Source organism: Streptomyces sp. NPDC015125, from assembly GCF_043080045.1.
In the GTDB taxonomy this organism is placed as follows: domain Bacteria; phylum Actinomycetota; class Actinomycetes; order Streptomycetales; family Streptomycetaceae; genus Streptomyces.
Genome location: NZ_JBIBVF010000016.1, coordinates 82,548 through 98,891 on the forward strand (window position 1 = coordinate 82,548; position 16,344 = coordinate 98,891).

At 69.6% G+C, this 16,344-nt stretch carries 14 protein-coding genes and 1 pseudogene; 9 read left to right on the forward strand and 6 right to left on the reverse strand.

What is annotated here, in order from left to right; genetic code table 11:
• Positions 1 to 355: 355 nt before the first annotated feature.
• A complete protein-coding gene (locus tag ACF088_RS27970) occupies positions 356 to 1,195 on the reverse strand; it encodes an SDR family oxidoreductase (RefSeq protein WP_392378616.1) in 840 nt (279 codons plus the stop codon).
• A 91-nt stretch (positions 1,196 to 1,286) separates the two neighbouring features.
• On the opposite strand from ACF088_RS27970, the gene ACF088_RS27975 reads away from it, so the two are divergent.
• Complete coding sequence (locus tag ACF088_RS27975; protein WP_392378617.1) at positions 1,287 to 1,658, forward strand: winged helix-turn-helix transcriptional regulator; 372 nt, start codon at positions 1,287 to 1,289, stop codon at positions 1,656 to 1,658.
• 544 nt (positions 1,659 to 2,202) lie between these two features.
• Here ACF088_RS27975 and ACF088_RS27980 read toward each other — a convergent pair.
• Entirely contained in the window at positions 2,203 to 2,733 is a 531-nt protein-coding gene (locus tag ACF088_RS27980) for a hypothetical protein (RefSeq protein WP_392378618.1), read from the reverse strand.
• 146 nt (positions 2,734 to 2,879) lie between these two features.
• Between ACF088_RS27980 and ACF088_RS27985 the strand changes: the two genes are divergently transcribed.
• Entirely contained in the window at positions 2,880 to 3,635 is a 756-nt protein-coding gene (locus ACF088_RS27985) for a GNAT family N-acetyltransferase (protein WP_392378619.1), read from the forward strand.
• Positions 3,636 to 3,709: 74 nt separating this feature from the next.
• On the opposite strand, the gene ACF088_RS27990 is transcribed toward ACF088_RS27985, so the two are convergent.
• Complete coding sequence (locus tag ACF088_RS27990; RefSeq protein ID WP_392378668.1) at positions 3,710 to 4,501, reverse strand: SDR family NAD(P)-dependent oxidoreductase; 792 nt, start codon at positions 4,499 to 4,501, stop codon at positions 3,710 to 3,712.
• Positions 4,502 to 4,664: 163 nt separating this feature from the next.
• Here ACF088_RS27990 and ACF088_RS27995 point away from each other — a divergent pair, with 163 nt between their 5' ends.
• Together ACF088_RS27995 and ACF088_RS28000 are read left to right on the forward strand one after the other, a co-directional pair.
• Positions 4,665 to 5,234 (forward strand): TetR/AcrR family transcriptional regulator, encoded by a 570-nt coding sequence (locus ACF088_RS27995; protein ID WP_392378620.1) that lies wholly within the window; start codon positions 4,665 to 4,667, stop codon positions 5,232 to 5,234.
• 176 nt (positions 5,235 to 5,410) lie between these two features.
• A pseudogene (locus ACF088_RS28000) lies at positions 5,411 to 5,581 on the forward strand (PIG-L family deacetylase); the annotation flags it as partial.
• Between the two features lie 84 nt (positions 5,582 to 5,665).
• Here ACF088_RS28000 and ACF088_RS28005 read toward each other — a convergent pair.
• The gene (locus tag ACF088_RS28005; protein WP_392378669.1) at positions 5,666 to 7,114 is read right to left on the reverse strand and encodes an MFS transporter; all 1,449 of its coding nucleotides are present in this window, start codon (positions 7,112 to 7,114) and stop codon (positions 5,666 to 5,668) included.
• A gap of 332 nt (positions 7,115 to 7,446) precedes the next feature.
• Between ACF088_RS28005 and ACF088_RS28010 the strand changes: the two genes are divergently transcribed.
• Both ACF088_RS28010 and ACF088_RS28015 read left to right on the forward strand, forming a co-directional pair.
• Positions 7,447 to 7,947: a serine hydrolase domain-containing protein gene (locus tag ACF088_RS28010; RefSeq protein WP_392378621.1), complete on the forward strand. Its 501-nt coding sequence runs from the start codon at positions 7,447 to 7,449 to the stop codon at positions 7,945 to 7,947.
• Positions 7,948 to 8,133: 186 nt separating this feature from the next.
• Entirely contained in the window at positions 8,134 to 8,682 is a 549-nt protein-coding gene (locus ACF088_RS28015) for an FABP family protein (protein ID WP_392378622.1), read from the forward strand.
• A 260-nt stretch (positions 8,683 to 8,942) separates the two neighbouring features.
• On the opposite strand, the gene ACF088_RS28020 is transcribed toward ACF088_RS28015, so the two are convergent.
• Positions 8,943 to 9,392, reverse strand: a complete 450-nt coding sequence (locus ACF088_RS28020; protein ID WP_392378623.1) for an ester cyclase — start codon at positions 9,390 to 9,392, stop codon at positions 8,943 to 8,945.
• A gap of 86 nt (positions 9,393 to 9,478) precedes the next feature.
• On the opposite strand from ACF088_RS28020, the gene ACF088_RS28025 reads away from it, so the two are divergent.
• A complete protein-coding gene (locus tag ACF088_RS28025; RefSeq protein WP_392378624.1) occupies positions 9,479 to 10,132 on the forward strand; it encodes a TetR/AcrR family transcriptional regulator C-terminal domain-containing protein in 654 nt (217 codons plus the stop codon).
• Between the two features lie 297 nt (positions 10,133 to 10,429).
• Here the strand turns inward: ACF088_RS28025 and ACF088_RS28030 are convergent, their stop codons facing one another.
• Positions 10,430 to 11,365, reverse strand: coding sequence for a hypothetical protein (locus ACF088_RS28030; protein ID WP_392378625.1), 936 nt, complete (start codon positions 11,363 to 11,365; stop codon positions 10,430 to 10,432).
• A gap of 885 nt (positions 11,366 to 12,250) precedes the next feature.
• On the opposite strand from ACF088_RS28030, the gene ACF088_RS28035 reads away from it, so the two are divergent.
• Positions 12,251 to 14,380, forward strand: coding sequence for an FAD-dependent oxidoreductase (locus tag ACF088_RS28035; RefSeq protein WP_392378626.1), 2,130 nt, complete (start codon positions 12,251 to 12,253; stop codon positions 14,378 to 14,380).
• On the forward strand, positions 14,377 to 16,263 hold the full coding sequence (locus tag ACF088_RS28040) for an alpha-keto acid decarboxylase family protein (protein WP_392378627.1): 1,887 nt from the start codon (positions 14,377 to 14,379) through the stop codon (positions 16,261 to 16,263). The genes ACF088_RS28035 and ACF088_RS28040 overlap by 4 nt, the downstream gene beginning before the upstream one ends.
• The last annotated feature ends 81 nt before the right edge of the window (positions 16,264 to 16,344 follow it).

Below are 16,344 nucleotides of genomic sequence, written 5' to 3' on the forward strand. Positions count from 1 at the left end.
GGCCTCCTCCGCCTGGAGGAGGCGGACCCCATCTGTCGTCAACCCTGTCATCAATCACCATCGGATGTGATGGGATCGACGGCGCCCTGGCGTCCCGGAATGCCCGGGTTCATGGGACGCGCCCGTCCTGTCGTCCAACGATCGTTCGCCGACAGGACGGGCTGATCGGGATGTTCCTGGGCTCGTAGGGTCAACGGGGTTGGCTGTACGGCGATTCACTGCGACTGCGGCTGCGGCCGCGGCGTGGGTTCCGGCCCGGCAGGGGGCCTTGTCGGCGTCAACTGCGGGTCAGGTTCCTCGGCAGTCAGCAGTGGATCGCCGAGCACGAAAGCAGTTCCGGCGGCGCTGACCGATCTCAGCGGAACGCAGCGACATTGCGGACGGCCCAGTCGGCGAAGGGGCGCGGGGCGCGGCCGAGGACCCGCTGGACGTCCGGGCTGATGCGCAGCTCGTCCGGGCTCGGGGAACCGAGGATGTCCAGAGTGTCGTCGGCGAGCTCCGCCGGCATGCTCCGGGTCATGGCGGTCTTGGCCTCGTCGCGGGTGAGCTCGTGAAACCTCACCGGCGAGCCCAGCGCGGCGGCGATGGCCTCCGCCTGCTGGCTCGGAGTGATCACCTCCGGGCCGGTCAGCTCGTACACACCGCCGGTGTGCCGGTCATCCAGCAGGCAGGCCGTCGCGACCGCGGCGATGTCCGCCGGGTCGATGATCGGCACCCCGACGTCACCGAAGGGCGCGGCGACGACCCGATGCGCCCGGACGGACTCTGCCCACCACAGGGCGTTGGAGGCGAAGCCGCCCGGCCGCAGGATGACCCACTCCAGGCCGGACTCCCGCAGCATGTCCTCCAGCGCGCGCATCGCGATCCGCGTTTGGCCGGAGGGCCTGGTCACCACGCCCAGCGTGGAGAGCAGGACGACCCGGCGGACCCCGCTGGCCGCAGCTTCGCTGATGAGGTCGGCAGGGTTGGCTCCAGTGGCGTGCAGGTCGCCGGACAGCAGCAGAAACAGCGCCTTCGCCCCGGCCAGTGCGGGCGTGAGGCCGGCCGGCTCGGCCAGGTCGGCCACCACGTGACGGACGCCGTTCGGCACCGCCGCCGTGTGCCGTGACACCGCCGTCACCTGCTGGCCCGCCTCGGCCAGTGCCTGCGTCAACGGCCGGCCGATATTCCCGGTAGCCCCGGTCACCACGATCATGATCAGCTCCTTGTCGGATGTCCTCTGTGGTCTTCACGCTAGGACGGGGGCTAACTTTTGGTAAGGACATACCTTGAGGTAAGCTCATGACGTGGCGGGAGGCGTGCAGCGCAGAGAGGCCGCGGCGGGGAAGTCGTATGACGTGTTTCACACCGACTGCCCCGCGCGCGATGTGGTCGACCATGTGACCAGCAGGTGGGGCATCTGGGTGCTGATCTCTTTGCGGAGCAACAGCCTCCGGTTCTATGAGCTGCGCGAGAGCATCCAGGGCGTCAGCGAGAAGATGCTCGCCCAGACTCTGCGCGCGCTGGTTCAGGACGGCCTGGTCTGGCGGGAGGTCGAGCCGACGACGCCGCCCCAGGTCACCTACGGGCTGACCGAGTTCGGCCGGGACGTCGGCGAGCCGCTGACGGAGCTGTTCGACCGGATCACACGACGGCTGTCGCCGCACGGCGCGGGTTAGCGTGACAGCGGCTGGTGGACATCCGCGACGCGCTGGACGATCTGCTGAGACAGCTCTTCGCCCTGATCCCATAGCGCCCTCCGGCCGCCCTGAACGCGCTGCATGACCTCCAGGTGGAAGATCACCACAGCCGTGACCCGTCGTGCCCTGTCCTCTCCCGAAGAGGGCACCTGGCCCCGTGCTGAGGTACGTGGTCAGAGCGGGCGGTCCGGAGTCATCGCAACCGACTCCGGACCGCCTTCGACTGCACGGGGCTGGTCAGGCCGCCTGGTCGCAGCCGTCGGTGCCGGGACTGTCGCCGCGGAGTGGGCTGAAGTCGACGTCCAGGTATGGGGCGTACGCCTCGGGCTCGCGTCCGAGTTCGTGAGCAGAGCAGGGAACTTCGCGGTCTTCTCCTGCTCGACGGGGGCGTTGTCGGTGATGACGCCGGCATTGACGCCAGTCGGCGTACTCCTCGGACCCGGCCACCGCGACACCCCGGCGAGCGCGGCGAAGACCCCGCGCCCGGGCCGAGCACCTTGGGTGGGTGGACGGAACCCACCCTTCAGACACCGGCATCCCGTTCGGCCAGTTTCTTGAGCGTCAGAAGCTGTTTGCGCATCATGATGAGATCGCCCCAGGCCAGAAGCCTGCGGCGCAGTCTGCGGGGGAGTGACCCCTTGGCCTCGGCAGCGACCTTCACCACCACGCGGCAGCCTTCTCCGAGCGGGCTCAGGCTGTAGCTCACCGCCATCCGGCCGTGCCGTTCGGCGAGACGGGCCGGCAGCACGCCGGTGATGTGTGTCCCGGTCTCGAAGCCCGCGATCTCGAACACGAGGAAGGGCTGGCCCAGGGCCAGTTCCGGTAGCCCCTGGACCAGTGCGCGCGGACTTTTCTGTCCACGGAAGTCGATCCAGTCGTAGCTGTACGGCGCGATGGTCAACTGCCGAAGCCACCGGAAGACGAGGCTGGGCGGCGCCGCCACGTCCACGGCCCGGACCCACCCCTCGGCGGGTACCGCCACCAGAGAATCACAGGGATAGCGCGCTTCCTGCTCCGTAGTGGTGGCGCCCCAGACCTTCCCGGTCAAGTCCATGCCACGACCCTACGTGACGCTCCGGCGGTCACTCACGGCCGTCCTGGCGTCCGTCGTCACGGGCCCCCAAGAGCAGGCGCCGCCAGGGAACGCCCGAAGCCCCCGAACCGATCGCGCACCAGCTCGATGGCCGCTAAACAGGCGCGATGACCGATCCTTGCACGCTCCGCGCCGTCACCGAGGACGAGTTCCACGGCCGGGCAAGAATGATCGCCGAGGCCCATGGCGTCGACCGGTCCGATGAGGAGATCGCCAGCCAGCGTGCAGCAACCGTATTGCCGCGTACCGTCGTCGCGTTCGACGGGGATGCTCCGGTAGGTGGCGCGTCTCTCTGCAGGCGGCTGTTGACGGTTCCCGGGGCCATCATGCCGGTGGCAGGAGCCGCCACGGTCGGTGTGACCCCCACTCATCGGCGCCGCGGGATCCTCACCTCGATGATGCGGCGTCCGCTGACCTATCTGCACGTGCACGGCGCAGAGCCGATCGCCGTGCCGTGCCCCGCCGGGGCCGCGGTCTACGGCCGCTACGGCCATGGGCCCGCCACGCAGGGGAACCATCTGCGGTGCGACAAGCGAGGCAGGCTTTTCCGCCCCGGACAGACTTCGGCCACGGCACGGTCCGGCTCATGGGCCGCGCTCAGGCTCGCCCTCTTGTGGAGAAGATCTACGACCAGGTCCGGCGCAGCTCGGTCGGCTGGCCCGACAGGGGTGCCCCTCACCGGAAGGTCCGTCTGTTCGACGAGCCGCACTCGCGCGGTGGGGCGACTGCGCTGCGCTTTGCCGTGCATCAGGAGCCGGACGGTCAGTCCACCGGGTACGCCCTGTCGCGCCCGAGGTCGACTGCTCGGGCGCGACCGAATCCGCGTGACGCATCACGTGACGCACCATGGCCACACCGCGTGACGCACCATGGCCGCACATCGAGGGCAGCGCCGGCCGTGCCGCGAGCACCCGGGCGCGGCGGTCGGCCGTGGCGGTCAGCGTTGGTGGCGCTGGGCCTCGGCGATCTGCTGGACGAGGGAGGTGGGCGAAGCCCTGCGCTGGGCGGCAGCGGCCAGGCTGGGGAAGAGCCCGCCGATGGCGCTGCCCAGGCGTAGTTCGAGGGGTGCCACATTGACTTCGGCACGGTTGCGTTCGATCGCCCTGAGGGCGCCGGCCGCGACCTGTTCGGGGCTGACGGTACGTATGCCGGCGGGGGGCGTGGCGCCGGTGTCGGCGAACATCCCCGCATCACGGACGAAGCCGGGTTGCACGAGGGACACGCCCACCCCCGTGCCGTGCAGATCCTGGCGCAAGGCGTGAGCGAAGCCGCGCAGACCGAACTTCGCGGCGCTGTAGAGCGAGGTGGAAGGGGAGGACGTCCGGCCCGAGATCGAGCCGATCATGACCAGGTGGCCGCGGCCGGCGGCCACCATGCGCGGCGCCAGGAGCCGGGACAGCAGGAGCGGTGCGCGCAGGTTCACATCCAGCGACCGGTCGATCTGGCGGGGTGTGTAGTCGAGCAGGGGGCCGCTGGAGGGCAGGGCGGCATTGGCGACCAAGATGTCGACGGGCCCGGCCCGTTCGGCGAGATCCTCGACTGCCTCACGGTCGCTCAGATCCGCGACCAGAGGCCGGGCACCCCACGACATTTCGAGTTGCTTGAGCGCATCGGCGCGTCGGCCGGTGACCACCAAGTGGGCACCGCTGGCCGCGAGCGTGCGGGCCAGCGCGTTGCCGATACCTCCGCTGGCGCCCGTCAGTAGAACGGTCGAGCCCTTGATCTTCAGCAAGTCGTCCTCCGTTACTGTTCGTTCGAACGAACAGTAACGGAGGACGGAGGGATCCGCGAGGCCCGACGGTAGATACACGCCTTCGCGGTGAATCCGTCAACGAGGCTGATCGGCCGCCGGCGGTGGATGACGTCCTGACCGGTCGTGGGACGATGACGGCATGCCGAACACCTCCCAGGCCCGCGCACGCATCATTGCGGCCACGCTACGGATCATCGGCGATGACGGGATCGCCGCGGTCACCAACCGTCGCATCGCCAAGGAGGCCGGCGTCTCTCTCGGCTCGATCACCTACCACTTCGCGACCCAACACGACCTGCTGCGCGAGAGCTTGCGCTCCTTCGTCGACCAGGAGACCCGCCGTTTCACCGACCTGGCCACACGCTACTGCGCGGGCCGGACCACCCCGGAGCAGGCGGCCACCCTGATCGGCCAGGTCGCCGCCGACACCGCCTTCGACAGCGAACACATCGCCCCCTTCGAGCTCTACATCCAGGCCGGCCGCGACCCCCAGCTCCGCGCTGCCGCGCAGGAGTGCTTCGCGGCCTACGACCAATTGGCCGCCTCTCTCCTGGGCGCGATCGGCACACCCGACGCCGAGCGTCTCGCCGGCCCCACCGTCGCCCTCATCGTCGGCCTGCAACTGCGCCGCCTGGCCACCGGCACCAGTACCGACGACCTTGTCGATGCGCTGCTCCTGCTCGCGGGGGCTCCGGCACGGACGACGTGAGCGGTACGAGCGGGCTTTCCGTACGGAACGAGGTCCGTGGTCCGTGCTCCCGTGGCCCGTGCTCCCGTGGTCCGTGGCCCGTGGTCCGTGGGGGCATGGGCAGGCACAGCTGGGGCCTGTCCGGCGATCACGTGTAGGTGACCACTGACGGATGGCCAGAGGTTCAGGATGGACCCATGGCAACCATCGTGGCTTTCCCCGCGCACCCCGACGACGAGGTATTGCCTATCGGGGGCACGTTTGCGCGCGCCGCCGCCCACGGCCATCGCACGGTGATAGCGGTCGCCACTGACGGCCTGATGGACGCCGTTCCCAAGGACGCCGAGGCGCCGCGCCTGCTGGAGCTGAGGGCGAGTGCGACCGTGCTCGGCGTGGCCCGTGTCGCGCACCTGGGGTACGCCGGCAGTGAGGCCGGCCCGCGGCGCCATCACCTACCGGCGCATCCGGGCACGCCGTTTGACCCTCTGAGACCTTCCGGGCTTCGCCGGTACGCACCGCCACGCGAGGCCGGCGGCGGTCAGGTAGGCGAGCGCGCCGATGGCCATGCTCAGGCGCGTTCCGGCGTTGTAGTCGACGGCGGTGGCGAGCAAGGTGCCGCCGAGGGCTACACCGGTGGCGCTGCCGATCTGGCGGGTGGTGTTGAACAAGGCGGAGGCGGTCCCCGAGTACGCCTCAGGTGCGGCGCCCATCACGGTGGAGGTCGAGCCGGTGAGGGCGAAGGAGGTGCCGAAGCCCGCGGCCATCATCGGGAGCACCAGCAGCGGGTAGGACGGGGCGGCTCCCGCCGCGGCCCAGCCCGCCAGCCCCAGGGCTGCCAGGAGCATGCCGCAGACCACCAGCGGGCGATCGCCGGTTGTGCGGGTCAGCCGCCCGGACAGGACGGAGGCGAACATGGTCATCGCCACCGCCGGGAACAGGGCCACCCCGGTGCCGAGGGCGCTGTAGCCGCGCTGGTGCTGGAAGTCCAGGCTGGCGGTGAACACCATGCCGTAGAAGCCGAAGTTGAACAGCAGGCCGATCAGGGCTCCGCCGCGCATCGCAGGTGACCGCAGCAGGCGCGCCGGCAGGGCGGGAGACCGGGCCAGCCGCTCGCGCACCGCGAGTGCCCCGACCGCCGTGGCGGCCAGACCCAGTCCCGCGAGAACGACCGGAGCGGACCAGCCGCGGCGCCCGGCTTCGTTGAGGGCGGCCGTCAGCAGTGCCACCGTCGCCACGACCAGACCTTGCGCCGGCCAGTCCAGGACCCGGTCGGCGTGCCGGGGCGAGGGTGCCACCTGCCGCAGCGTCAGTACGAGGCAGGCCACGCCGACCGGCAGATTGATCAGGAACACCCATCGCCAGCCCGCCGTGGAGACCAGCAGTCCGCCCAGCAACGGCCCGGCGGACGCCGCGATACCCGCCATCGAACCCCATAGCCCGAAGGCCCGTGAGCGTGCGGCGGCTGCCGGGTAGGACTGCTGGAGCAGAGCCAGCGAACCAGGCACGATCAGTGCCGCGCCGAGTCCTTCCGCCAGCCGGGCGGCAACCAGGAACAGGGCGCTCGGCGCGAGCGCGCACGCGGCCGAGGACGCGGTGAACACGACCACGCCCGTGCAGAAGACCCGACGGTTCCCCAGCCGGTCGCCCAGCGCCCCGCCGGTCAGCAGGAACCCGGCGAAGACCAGGGTGTACCCGTCGGTGATCCACTGGATGCCGGTGAGCGAGGCCGACAGCTCCCGGCCCACCACCGGCACGGCGACGTTGATGATCGTCACGTCCAGGATCACCATGAAATACCCGGCGCACACCGCCAGCAGCGGCGCCAAGGACTGCCGCCCGGACTCCGGGGCCTGCTCCGGAGCCGGTACGGGTCCGCCGCCGGCTGCCGCCGCGCACATCATGTCGACCACTCCATCCCGTCTGCCGGGGAACCGCCCGAGATGAACCGTAAGGCGGATGGGGCGCATCGTGCGGGACCCGGGCTGACGTGGACGGCTTCCGGCGGGAACAGAGGCCGAGCGGGACGGGGCGCCGGCTCGCCGCCGGGGTGCGGAATGCGGCATGGCGCGCCCCCGTGCACCGTGCCCCTGCTCCCTGCTGCCTGCTGCCTGCTGCCTGCTTCTTGCTCCTTGGTCCCTGCTCGAAGCCGAACGACGTCGCCTGGACACGTCTCCTGGACGGCGTGCAGGGACACCCGACGGACACACACCGGAGCCGGCCGGAACATTTCTTCGTGTGCGGGAATGAGGGGCGCCCCGACCCCCGGTTGGTTTCCTCCGTACGCAGCGCAACGCTGCACCGAACGAAGGGGAGACGCGAGCTGATCGCGCACCGCTCCGGCGTCATCGGCGCGGACGACGGCTTCACCCCGCAGGAGCCTGCCGACGACCGGATCACCGCCGAACGGCTTGCCGGGCAGCGGCCGTTCTGGCAGCCGGGCGTCGGCCACGGCTATCACGCCCTGGTGATCGGCGCGCTCACCGGTGAGGTGGTACGGCGGACCACCGGCCGTTCCCTCCAGGAGGTCTACGAGGAGGTTCAACGGCCTGGGCGCGCCGCTCAAGCCGGAGACGGTCGCCGAGTTCTCCCGCATCCACTCGGTCGGCACCGACCTGGTCACCCACCACCCGAGCACGTTCGCCCTGGGCTTCGAGGCGGTCAGCATGGTCTTCCCGGCGCTCGGCGCGAACGCCTTCGGGCACAGCGGTGCGGCCGGTTCGCTCGCTTTCGGTGACGCGCGCTCGGGTCTCGCCTACGGCTACACCCGCCGCCGGTTCGCCTTCCCGGGGGTGCGGCGCCGGAGAACGCCCGCCTGCCGAAGGCGCTCTACGAGGCCGCGACCGCCTGACGCGTGAGCTGCGGGGGGATGGTCAGCCCTTAGGCTGCCCCCGGCACCAGCCTCGACCCAGGAGCGCCCCTCATGTTCGACCACGCCCAGAAGCCCCCGTATCCCGACGCCCTTCGACCGGACGAATCACCGGCTCCGCACGCACTGCTCGCGCCGGTGATCGGACTCCTGGGCACCTGGGCCGGGCGGGGCCGTGGCGAGTACCCGACGCTCGCCGAGGAGTTCACCTACGCGCAGGAGGTCACCTTCAGCCATGACGGGCGTCCCTTCCTCCACTACGAGGCACGCGCCTGGCTGCTCGACGCGGACGGCACCCCGCTGCGCCCGTCGGCCAGGGAGAGCGGCTGGTGGCGCCTGCAGCCTGAGGGGCGGGTGGAGGCATTGATCACCCAGCCCACCGGCATCGCGGAGATCTCGGTCGGCCGCGCCGACGACGGCACGGTCGACCTCGCCACCCATGAGGTGGCTCTCGCCCCCACTGCGAAGGAGGTCACCGCCACCCGCCGCCGCTATACCCTCACCGACGAGAACACACTCACCTTTGTCCACGACCTCGCGGCGGTCGGTCAGCCGCTACAGCACCATCTCTCCGCGCAGCTGCGACGCGCGGACAGGATCTAGGCCATGCGGTTGGCATAGGCATAGGCGCAGGCGCAGGCGCAGGCGCAGGCACGGGCACGGGCACGGGCACAGGCATTGGCCCAGGCGCAGATGTGCCGGTGCCTGCGCCGGGTTGCACGTCGGCGTGGTGACTTGCTGATCGTTGGAGAATGCCTTCGACGGCCTCAGCGCCATGACATCTCCGGAAGGCACCCCGAGATCGCCCCCAGGTGGTCCCCTTTTCCGGGAGCATGCACGCTTCTGCATCGAGTACCGGTCCGTCAGTCGACGGTCGGCCAGTCCCACCCCAGCTGAAGGAAGAGACCGAGCCGGTCGGAGACACCGCGGATCTCGCTGATCCGGCCGGCGGTGACGGTGAAGACGAAGATCGCCTCGTTCTCGAAGCTGAGGCCGGTCGGCACCGGCATCCGGGGATGGCCACCGGAGCTGACGCCGCTCTGGGTGATCCGGGCGACGACCTTGTCGCCCTCGGCGATCAGTTCATCGATCCGTGCACGGTAGGGCGCCAGTGCCGAGAGCTGGGTGGCAATGGCTGCGAAGGCTGCGCCGGGCTCATCCGGTTCACCGTGGATGACCTTGTTGTGGTCCACCACGTCCGCTGCCAGATAGTCGCCCAGGTCGGCGATGCGGGCTTGGTTGAGTGCGGTGAAGAAGTCTGTGACGAGCTGCTTGTTCTCGTTGTTCACGTTGTTCTCGGTGGTGATGAACATGCCCCATCCCCCTCTTACGGCGTAAGGTTTCGACTGGGCGCTACTCTTGCCTTACGGCGTAAGAAAGTCAACTGGGGATGCGATAGATGGGAACGACCAGCAAGCGGGTGGGGCTCACCCGCGACAAGGTGCTGCGCGCGGCTCTGGAAGCCGCAGACCGGGACGGCGTCGAGAAGCTGTCCATGCGCCGCCTGGGCGCCGAGCTCGGCGTCGAGGCGATGACCCTCTACCACTACCTGCCCAACAAAGCCGCCCTGCTTGACGGCCTGGTCGAGCTGGTGGTCTCGGCCGTGCGACCGTCCTTCGACGGGCCGGTAGACGAATGGCCGCTGCGCCTGAAGGAGTTTGCCGCTGCCTTCCGAGCCGAACTGCTCCGGCATACCGGAGTGATCGCGTTGGTCGCCACGCGGCCTGTCCGATCTCCCCCAGCTGTGCAGGCAGTTGAGGACACGGCAGCAGCGCTCGGGCGCGCCGGGATCGCTCCGGTCGAGGCCATGCGGATCGTCAACTCCGTCACCACACTGGTGATCGGGCACTGCCTCGCCGAAGCAGCCGACACCCCCGGGCGCCCCGAGCAGCCCACCGACGACGCCCTCGACCTCACTGCGTTCCCCACCCTGTCCGAAGCGGTCGCGGGCGGACTCGGCACGCCGGCCGACCACCAGGCCCGCTTCGACCTCGCACTGGACGCCCTACTGGTCGGCCTCCGGGAAGCCCTTGCCAAGGCGACGCAGAAGTAGGCGGCATCCCGGCCGGCGATTGACGGGATTTCCGGGCCGGCTTCAGCAGAGTGCCTGGTGAACTTGTTCCCGTTGGCCTCCGGGGCCGCAGTACCCCGCTGCTGCCCGCCCGCCGCCACCGAGGCCCCCCGACGGGGCCGGTCTCCGGCCGGGTTCGGGTTGACGGGCTTCTCTACGGATGAGCCAGGGCATGCCCTGGCGTGACGCGCCCCGCCAGATGGGGAGTTGCTCGCGTCGACTGCGTGGCGCCGCCGAGAGGAGGTGAACTTCCGCCGATGACCGTACCGGCGGCACGGTTCACCCGCGTCGCTTTCCGCCGACCGTGACGCCGGTGTCCGAGCCGGGCAGCCGCCAAGTGAACGGGCTGAGTTCCTTCTCCCATCCGGGCGCCTCGGCAAGGATGCCGGCGGCGTCGGGTGCCCGCAGGAGGCAACGGTGACGCAGGAGTTCACGCCGTTCACCGACTGCCAACTGCGCCGCGTCCTCGTTGAGGTCATCGGGAGCGTCGCTATCCGCGTCGCCGGCGACATTGAGCTGCAGGGACGTTGACGTGCGGTAGTCGAGGCGGAAGTCGGTGGCCCACTGCGATGAGGCACCCCATCCATGCGACTCGTCGACCGTCGGCCGGTAGTTGCGCCGGGAAGTCCAGTACAGCGGGAAGCAGTCGGCGACGCCGCGCTGAGCGTGGTTCCTCCCGGCCCGCACACGGACACCCGCCCGGCTGAAGAGCAGGTCGCCAAGCATCAGCCCCGGCCATACGACCTGCGTGATCCGGATCGGTGTATCGGGGTCGTCGGCTTGCTCGACCTCGACGATCTCATGGAAGAACGGGTCGAATACGCCCACCGCCGCGTCCTCGTCGTCGAACGCCGTCATACCCAGCCCGGTGAACAAGTCGACGTACTCGGACAGGGAGACCCCTGGCCATTGCAGACGACGGACCGGCCACGACGGTGGTCCGGATGGAGTGTCACCGGAGGGCTGGAACCCCAAGAGCAGGACATCGTTCACACGGCTGAGGGCGTAGAGCTCTCGGATGAGGAGCCTGCTCCCGTGCATCGCCGCCTCGCCGGTCCACCAGCCATCGTGGAAGGCGGCCCGCGCCAGCCACGTGCGATATTCGTCCCCGGCGCGCTCCAGCCACGGCACCGAGGTCACCTCGTACGCATCCGGACCTTCGTGATCATGCAGCGCCCGGAAAAGTGCCCGTGCGTTTGCCCCGTTGTCGTACATGAGCGGAGCCTACGGGACAGCCCTTGGTCGCCGGCCCGCCACCGACCCGCTCGATCCCTGTGTGAGGTCTCGTTCCTCGGTGTTGCCGCCCGTGCCCTGGCGGACATCGCGAGCGCCCTGCCACCGCCCGCCGGAGGGCACTCACCGCCTGCCGGAGGCTGGGCCCGGGTCCGGAACCAAGGCCGGGGCCAGGCCCGGGTCCGGAACCAAGGCCGGGGCCGGAACCGGGGCCAGATCCAGAGCCAGGGCAAGCCGGCCATCCGCACGCACGGGAGTCCGCGCACGGGCCCCTCGTCAACCGCACCGACCACCCGGGCGACCTCCCGGGTCTCACCAGCCGCCCTCGGACCACACACCGATGGCGGAACGGAACCCTCCGCATTGGACCGCACACCGGTGCCGGAACCCTCCCTACCCGACTGCACGGCGTGCGTGCCGGCACTGCACCGGCCTGCCGAGTGACCACTGTTGGCGCCTGACCGGGGGCGATGACCGTCAGGCGCCTTCTTCTCCATCCCCTCTTTCCCTTCGCGTGGGCTCGCTGATGGCAGCGGATTCGACGAGCAGCGGGGCCCAGCACCTCCCCGACCAGGTCCCTGCGCGGCGTCCTTACACCGAATCCGGGACGGACTCGCCGTTTCGAGTGATCCGGTGCTCCGTTTGACGTTGGTGCTTCTGCGAGGTGGTTCATTCGGTGCTGGGCTGGCGCCACAGACCGCCATAAGCCGTGCCCCGGCTGTCTTTGGCGTGCCCTTGTTTCCTTTCCACGTCCATTTCCAGGTCCGCGTGCCAGGAGCCGGATTCGCCTTTGCGTGAAGCCCCTCGACGCTCCGAAGCACCCGAGGCCCAGCGAAGGAGAAAAGTGACCACCATCGAGGAACGGCCATGAACGAGACCCGCCCTGGCGTCCGCCGTGAGCACACCGGAGCCGAGCGCGCCACCGAGAAGACCTATCAGCAGCTCGCCCGCGAGCTTCTGCTGGTCGGCGCCGAGCCGGCCAATGAAGACCTCAAGCTGCGCTACCTCGACGTACTGATCGACAACGGGCTGGAGCCCACCGTCGTTCCCCAGCGCATCCTGATCGTCGGAGCAGGAATCGCCGGCCTGGTCGCCGGTGATCTGCTGACCCGTGCCGGGCACGATGTGACGATCCTGGAGGCCAATGCCAACCGGGTCGGCGGCCGGATCAAGACCTTCCACACCAAGAAGGGCGAGCCACCGCCCTTCACCGACCCCGCGCAGTACGCGGAGGCCGGGGCGATGCGCCTGCCCAGCTTCCATCCGCTGACCCTGGCCCTGGTCGACAAACTCGGGCTGAAGCGGCGGCTGTTCTTCAACGTCGACATCGATCCGACGACCGGCAACCAGAGCGCCCCGCTACCGCCGGTGATCTACAAGTCGTTCAAGGACGGCAAGATCTGGACGAACGGCGCCCCCAGTCCCGAGTTCCGGGCCCCGGACAAGCGCAACAACACCTGGATCCGCACCAACCGCACGCAGGTACGGCGCGCCCAGTACGCCAAGGACCCGTCCGCGATCAACGAGGGCTTCCACCTCACCGGCTGCGAATCGCGGCTGCCCGTCGCCGAGATGGTCCACCAGGCTCTGGAGCCGGTGCGTGACTACTACTCCGTGCTGCAGAGCGACGGGACCCGGGTCAACAAGCCCTTCAAGGAGTGGCTGGACGGCTGGGCCGAGGTCATCCGGGACTTCGACGGCTATTCGATGGGCCGTTTCCTACGCGAGTACGCCGGGTTCAGCGATGAGGCCATCGAGGCGATCGGGACGATCGAGAACATGACGTCGCGGCTGCACCTCGCGTTCTTCCACAGCTTTTTGGGCCGCAGCGACATCGACCCCGCCGCCACGTACTGGGAGATCGAGGGCGGCAGCCGGCAGCTTCCGGAGGCACTCGCCAAGGATCTGGGGGACCAGATCGTGATGGGCCAGCGGATGGTCCGGCTGGAGTACTACGATCCGGGCCGCGACGGCCATCAGGGCGGGCTCGCCGGGCCGGGCGGACCCGCCGTCGCCATCCAGACCGTGCCCGAGGGCGATCCGTACGGAGAGCTGCAGACCTGGACCGGTGACCTGGCAATCGTCACCGTCCCCTTCTCCAGCCTGCGGTTCACCACCGTGACCCCGCCGTTCTCCTACAAGAAGCGCCGCGCCGTCATCGAGACGCACTACGACCAGGCCACCAAGGTGCTCCTGGAGTTCTCGTGCCGCTGGTGGGAGTTCACCGAGGCGGACTGGAAGCGGGAGCTGGACGCCATCGCACCCGGTCTGTACGAGTACTACCAGCAGTGGGGCGAGGACGACGCCGAGGCCGCGGTGGCCGTGCCGCAGAGCATGCGGAATCTGCCCACCGGCCTCCTCGGCGCCCATCCGAGCGTGGACGAGAAGCGCATCAGCCAGGACCAGGTGGAGTACTACCGCAACGCGTCACTGCGCGGTGGCGTGCGGCCCGCCACCCACGCCTACGGCGGTGGCTCCACCACCGACAACCCCAACCGCTTCATGTACTACCCCTCGCACCCCGTCCCCGGCAGTCCGGGAGGCGTGGTACTGGCCGGCTACTCCTGGTCGGACGACGCGGCCCGCTGGGACTCCTTCGACGACGCCGAGCGCTACGGCTACGCCCTGCTCAACCTCCAGTCGGTGCACGGCCGCCGGATCGAGGTCTTCTACACCGGTGCCGGCCAGACCCAGAGCTGGCTGCGCGACCCGTACGCCTGTGGTGAGGCGGCCGTCTACACCCCGCATCAGATGACCGGCTTCCACCTCGACGCGGTCCGGGCCGAGGGACCGGTGCACTTCGCCGGTGAACACGTCTCGCTCAAACACGCCTGGATCGAAGGCGCGGTGGAGACGGCCGTACGTGCCGCCATCGCGGTCCACGAGTCTCCCGCGGCGTCCGGGAGCGCCGCTGCCGCGCGGACCGCGGCACCCCGCGAGCGCCGGGCCGGCGCCACGTCGTCGGCCCCGTCACGAGAGGAAGTGGTGACCTCATGAACGCCTCCCAGACCTGCACCGTCGCCGAGTACCTGGCCATCAGGCTGGAACAGCTCGGCATCACCCATCTGTTCGGTGTTCCGGGCGACCATCTGGGTCCGTTTCTGTCGACCCTGCACGAGAAGACCACGGTGCGCTGGGTGGGCACCCCGACCGAGGGGGGCGCGGGCCAGGCCGCCGACGGGTATGCGCGGGTGAAGGCCGCCGACGCGCAGACCGCGCTCGGCGAGCAGGGCATCGGCGCGGTCGCGGTCACCTACAGCGTGGGCGCGTTCAACCTGCTCAATGCGATCGGCGGTGGCTTCGCCGAGTATGTGCCGCTGATCGCGATCAACGCCGCTCCGTCCTACGAGCAGTGGCTCAACCAGCAGGCGATCGGCCTGCTCACCTCGCACATGTCCCAGCGACCGGAGAGCAACCTGGAGGTCTACCGCCAGGTGACGGTGGACGCCCAGGCGATCTCCAACCCGGGCCTGGCTCCCACCCAGATCGACAGCGCGATCACCGCGTGCCTCTCCCACCGCCGGCCGGTCTATCTGGAGGTCATGGATGACGTCTGGGAGGCGCGGTGTCCCGCACCCCAGGGCCGGCTGACGCGGCGGGAGCGACCCGTCACCGCGAAGAACCAGCGCATGCTCGACCAGGCGGTCACCGCGTGCATGGAGTTGGTGCGGCATCACCGCAATCCGATCCTGTGGGCCGGTGAGGAGATCGAGCGCTTCCGGCTGTCCGACGAGTTCGAAAAGCTGGTGCGCGAGACCCGTATCCCGTTCTGCACCACCATCGGCGCCAAGTCCGTGGTCTCCGAGTACACCCCGGGCTTCTCCGGCGTCTACAACGGCAAGGCCAGCAGCCCGGAGGTGGCCGAAGTCTTCAACAATGCGGGCTGCCGCATCGGGCTGGGCTCGTGGGCGACCTCGAAGAATCTCGGTGGTGCACGGTCGATCGGCGACGACTGGACGGTGGCCGCTCACGACGGTGTGCACGTCGGGGCTTCGTACTTCCCCGATGTGCAGCTCGCCGGGTTCATCCCCGCGCTACGGGAACGCCTGGTCGCCGAGTTCGGAAGCGGTGCCTTCGAAGCGGACTACTTCACCCGCGCGCATGACGAGGGCCTGGACGTCCCCGGCAGCACCGCCGCCTACCTGGACTCCCAGACCGGCGGTCCGTACCCGCAGAACGTGACGTACGACAGCCTCTTCCGGCACCTCAACGCCTTCCTCGAAGCGCAGACCAGCGAGTCCCGGGGCGAGCGCACCAACCCGTTCACGGTGGTGTGCGACGCCGCGTTCGCGCTGATCGGCTCGATGAATCTGCGGATGGCGGAGCGTGCCTCGTACGTGGCGCAGAACAGCTGGCTGTCCATCGGCTACTCGGTCGGCGCGGCTACCGGCGTGGCCCTCGGCCGGCGCCATGTGGCCAAGCGCCCGATGGTCTTCGTCGGCGACGGCTCTTTCCAGGAGACCTGCCAGGAGATGTCCACCCATGTACGGCACGGTCTGCGCCCGGTGGTGTTCGTCCTGGACAACGAAGGCTTCTACGGCATCGAGCAGATGCTCGTCCAGCCCTGCTACTACCAGGAGGGAACACCGCGGTCCGACGGCGCCGAGTTCTACAACGAACTGCACCCCTGGCGCTACGAGAAGCTCGCGGAGGTCTTCGGCTCCGCCAAGCACCCGATGAACGGATTCGCCGTCCGCACGCACGACGAACTCGCCGCCCTGCTCCAGCGGATCGCCGAGCCCACCGACACGATCAACCAGGGCCCGATCGTCGTACGGGTGCAGCTCGGGCGGCACGACTATCCCCAGGCACTCAAGTACAAGATCGCCGAGAACTGTCCGCCGCCCGGCGGTGCACCGCGGGAGGGGACCGCTCGATGACCGGCACCGCCGAACGGCGGACCGGAGCGGCGGCGCCACCGCCGACTCCGCGAAGGCGCTCCGGCACACCATGAGCGACCT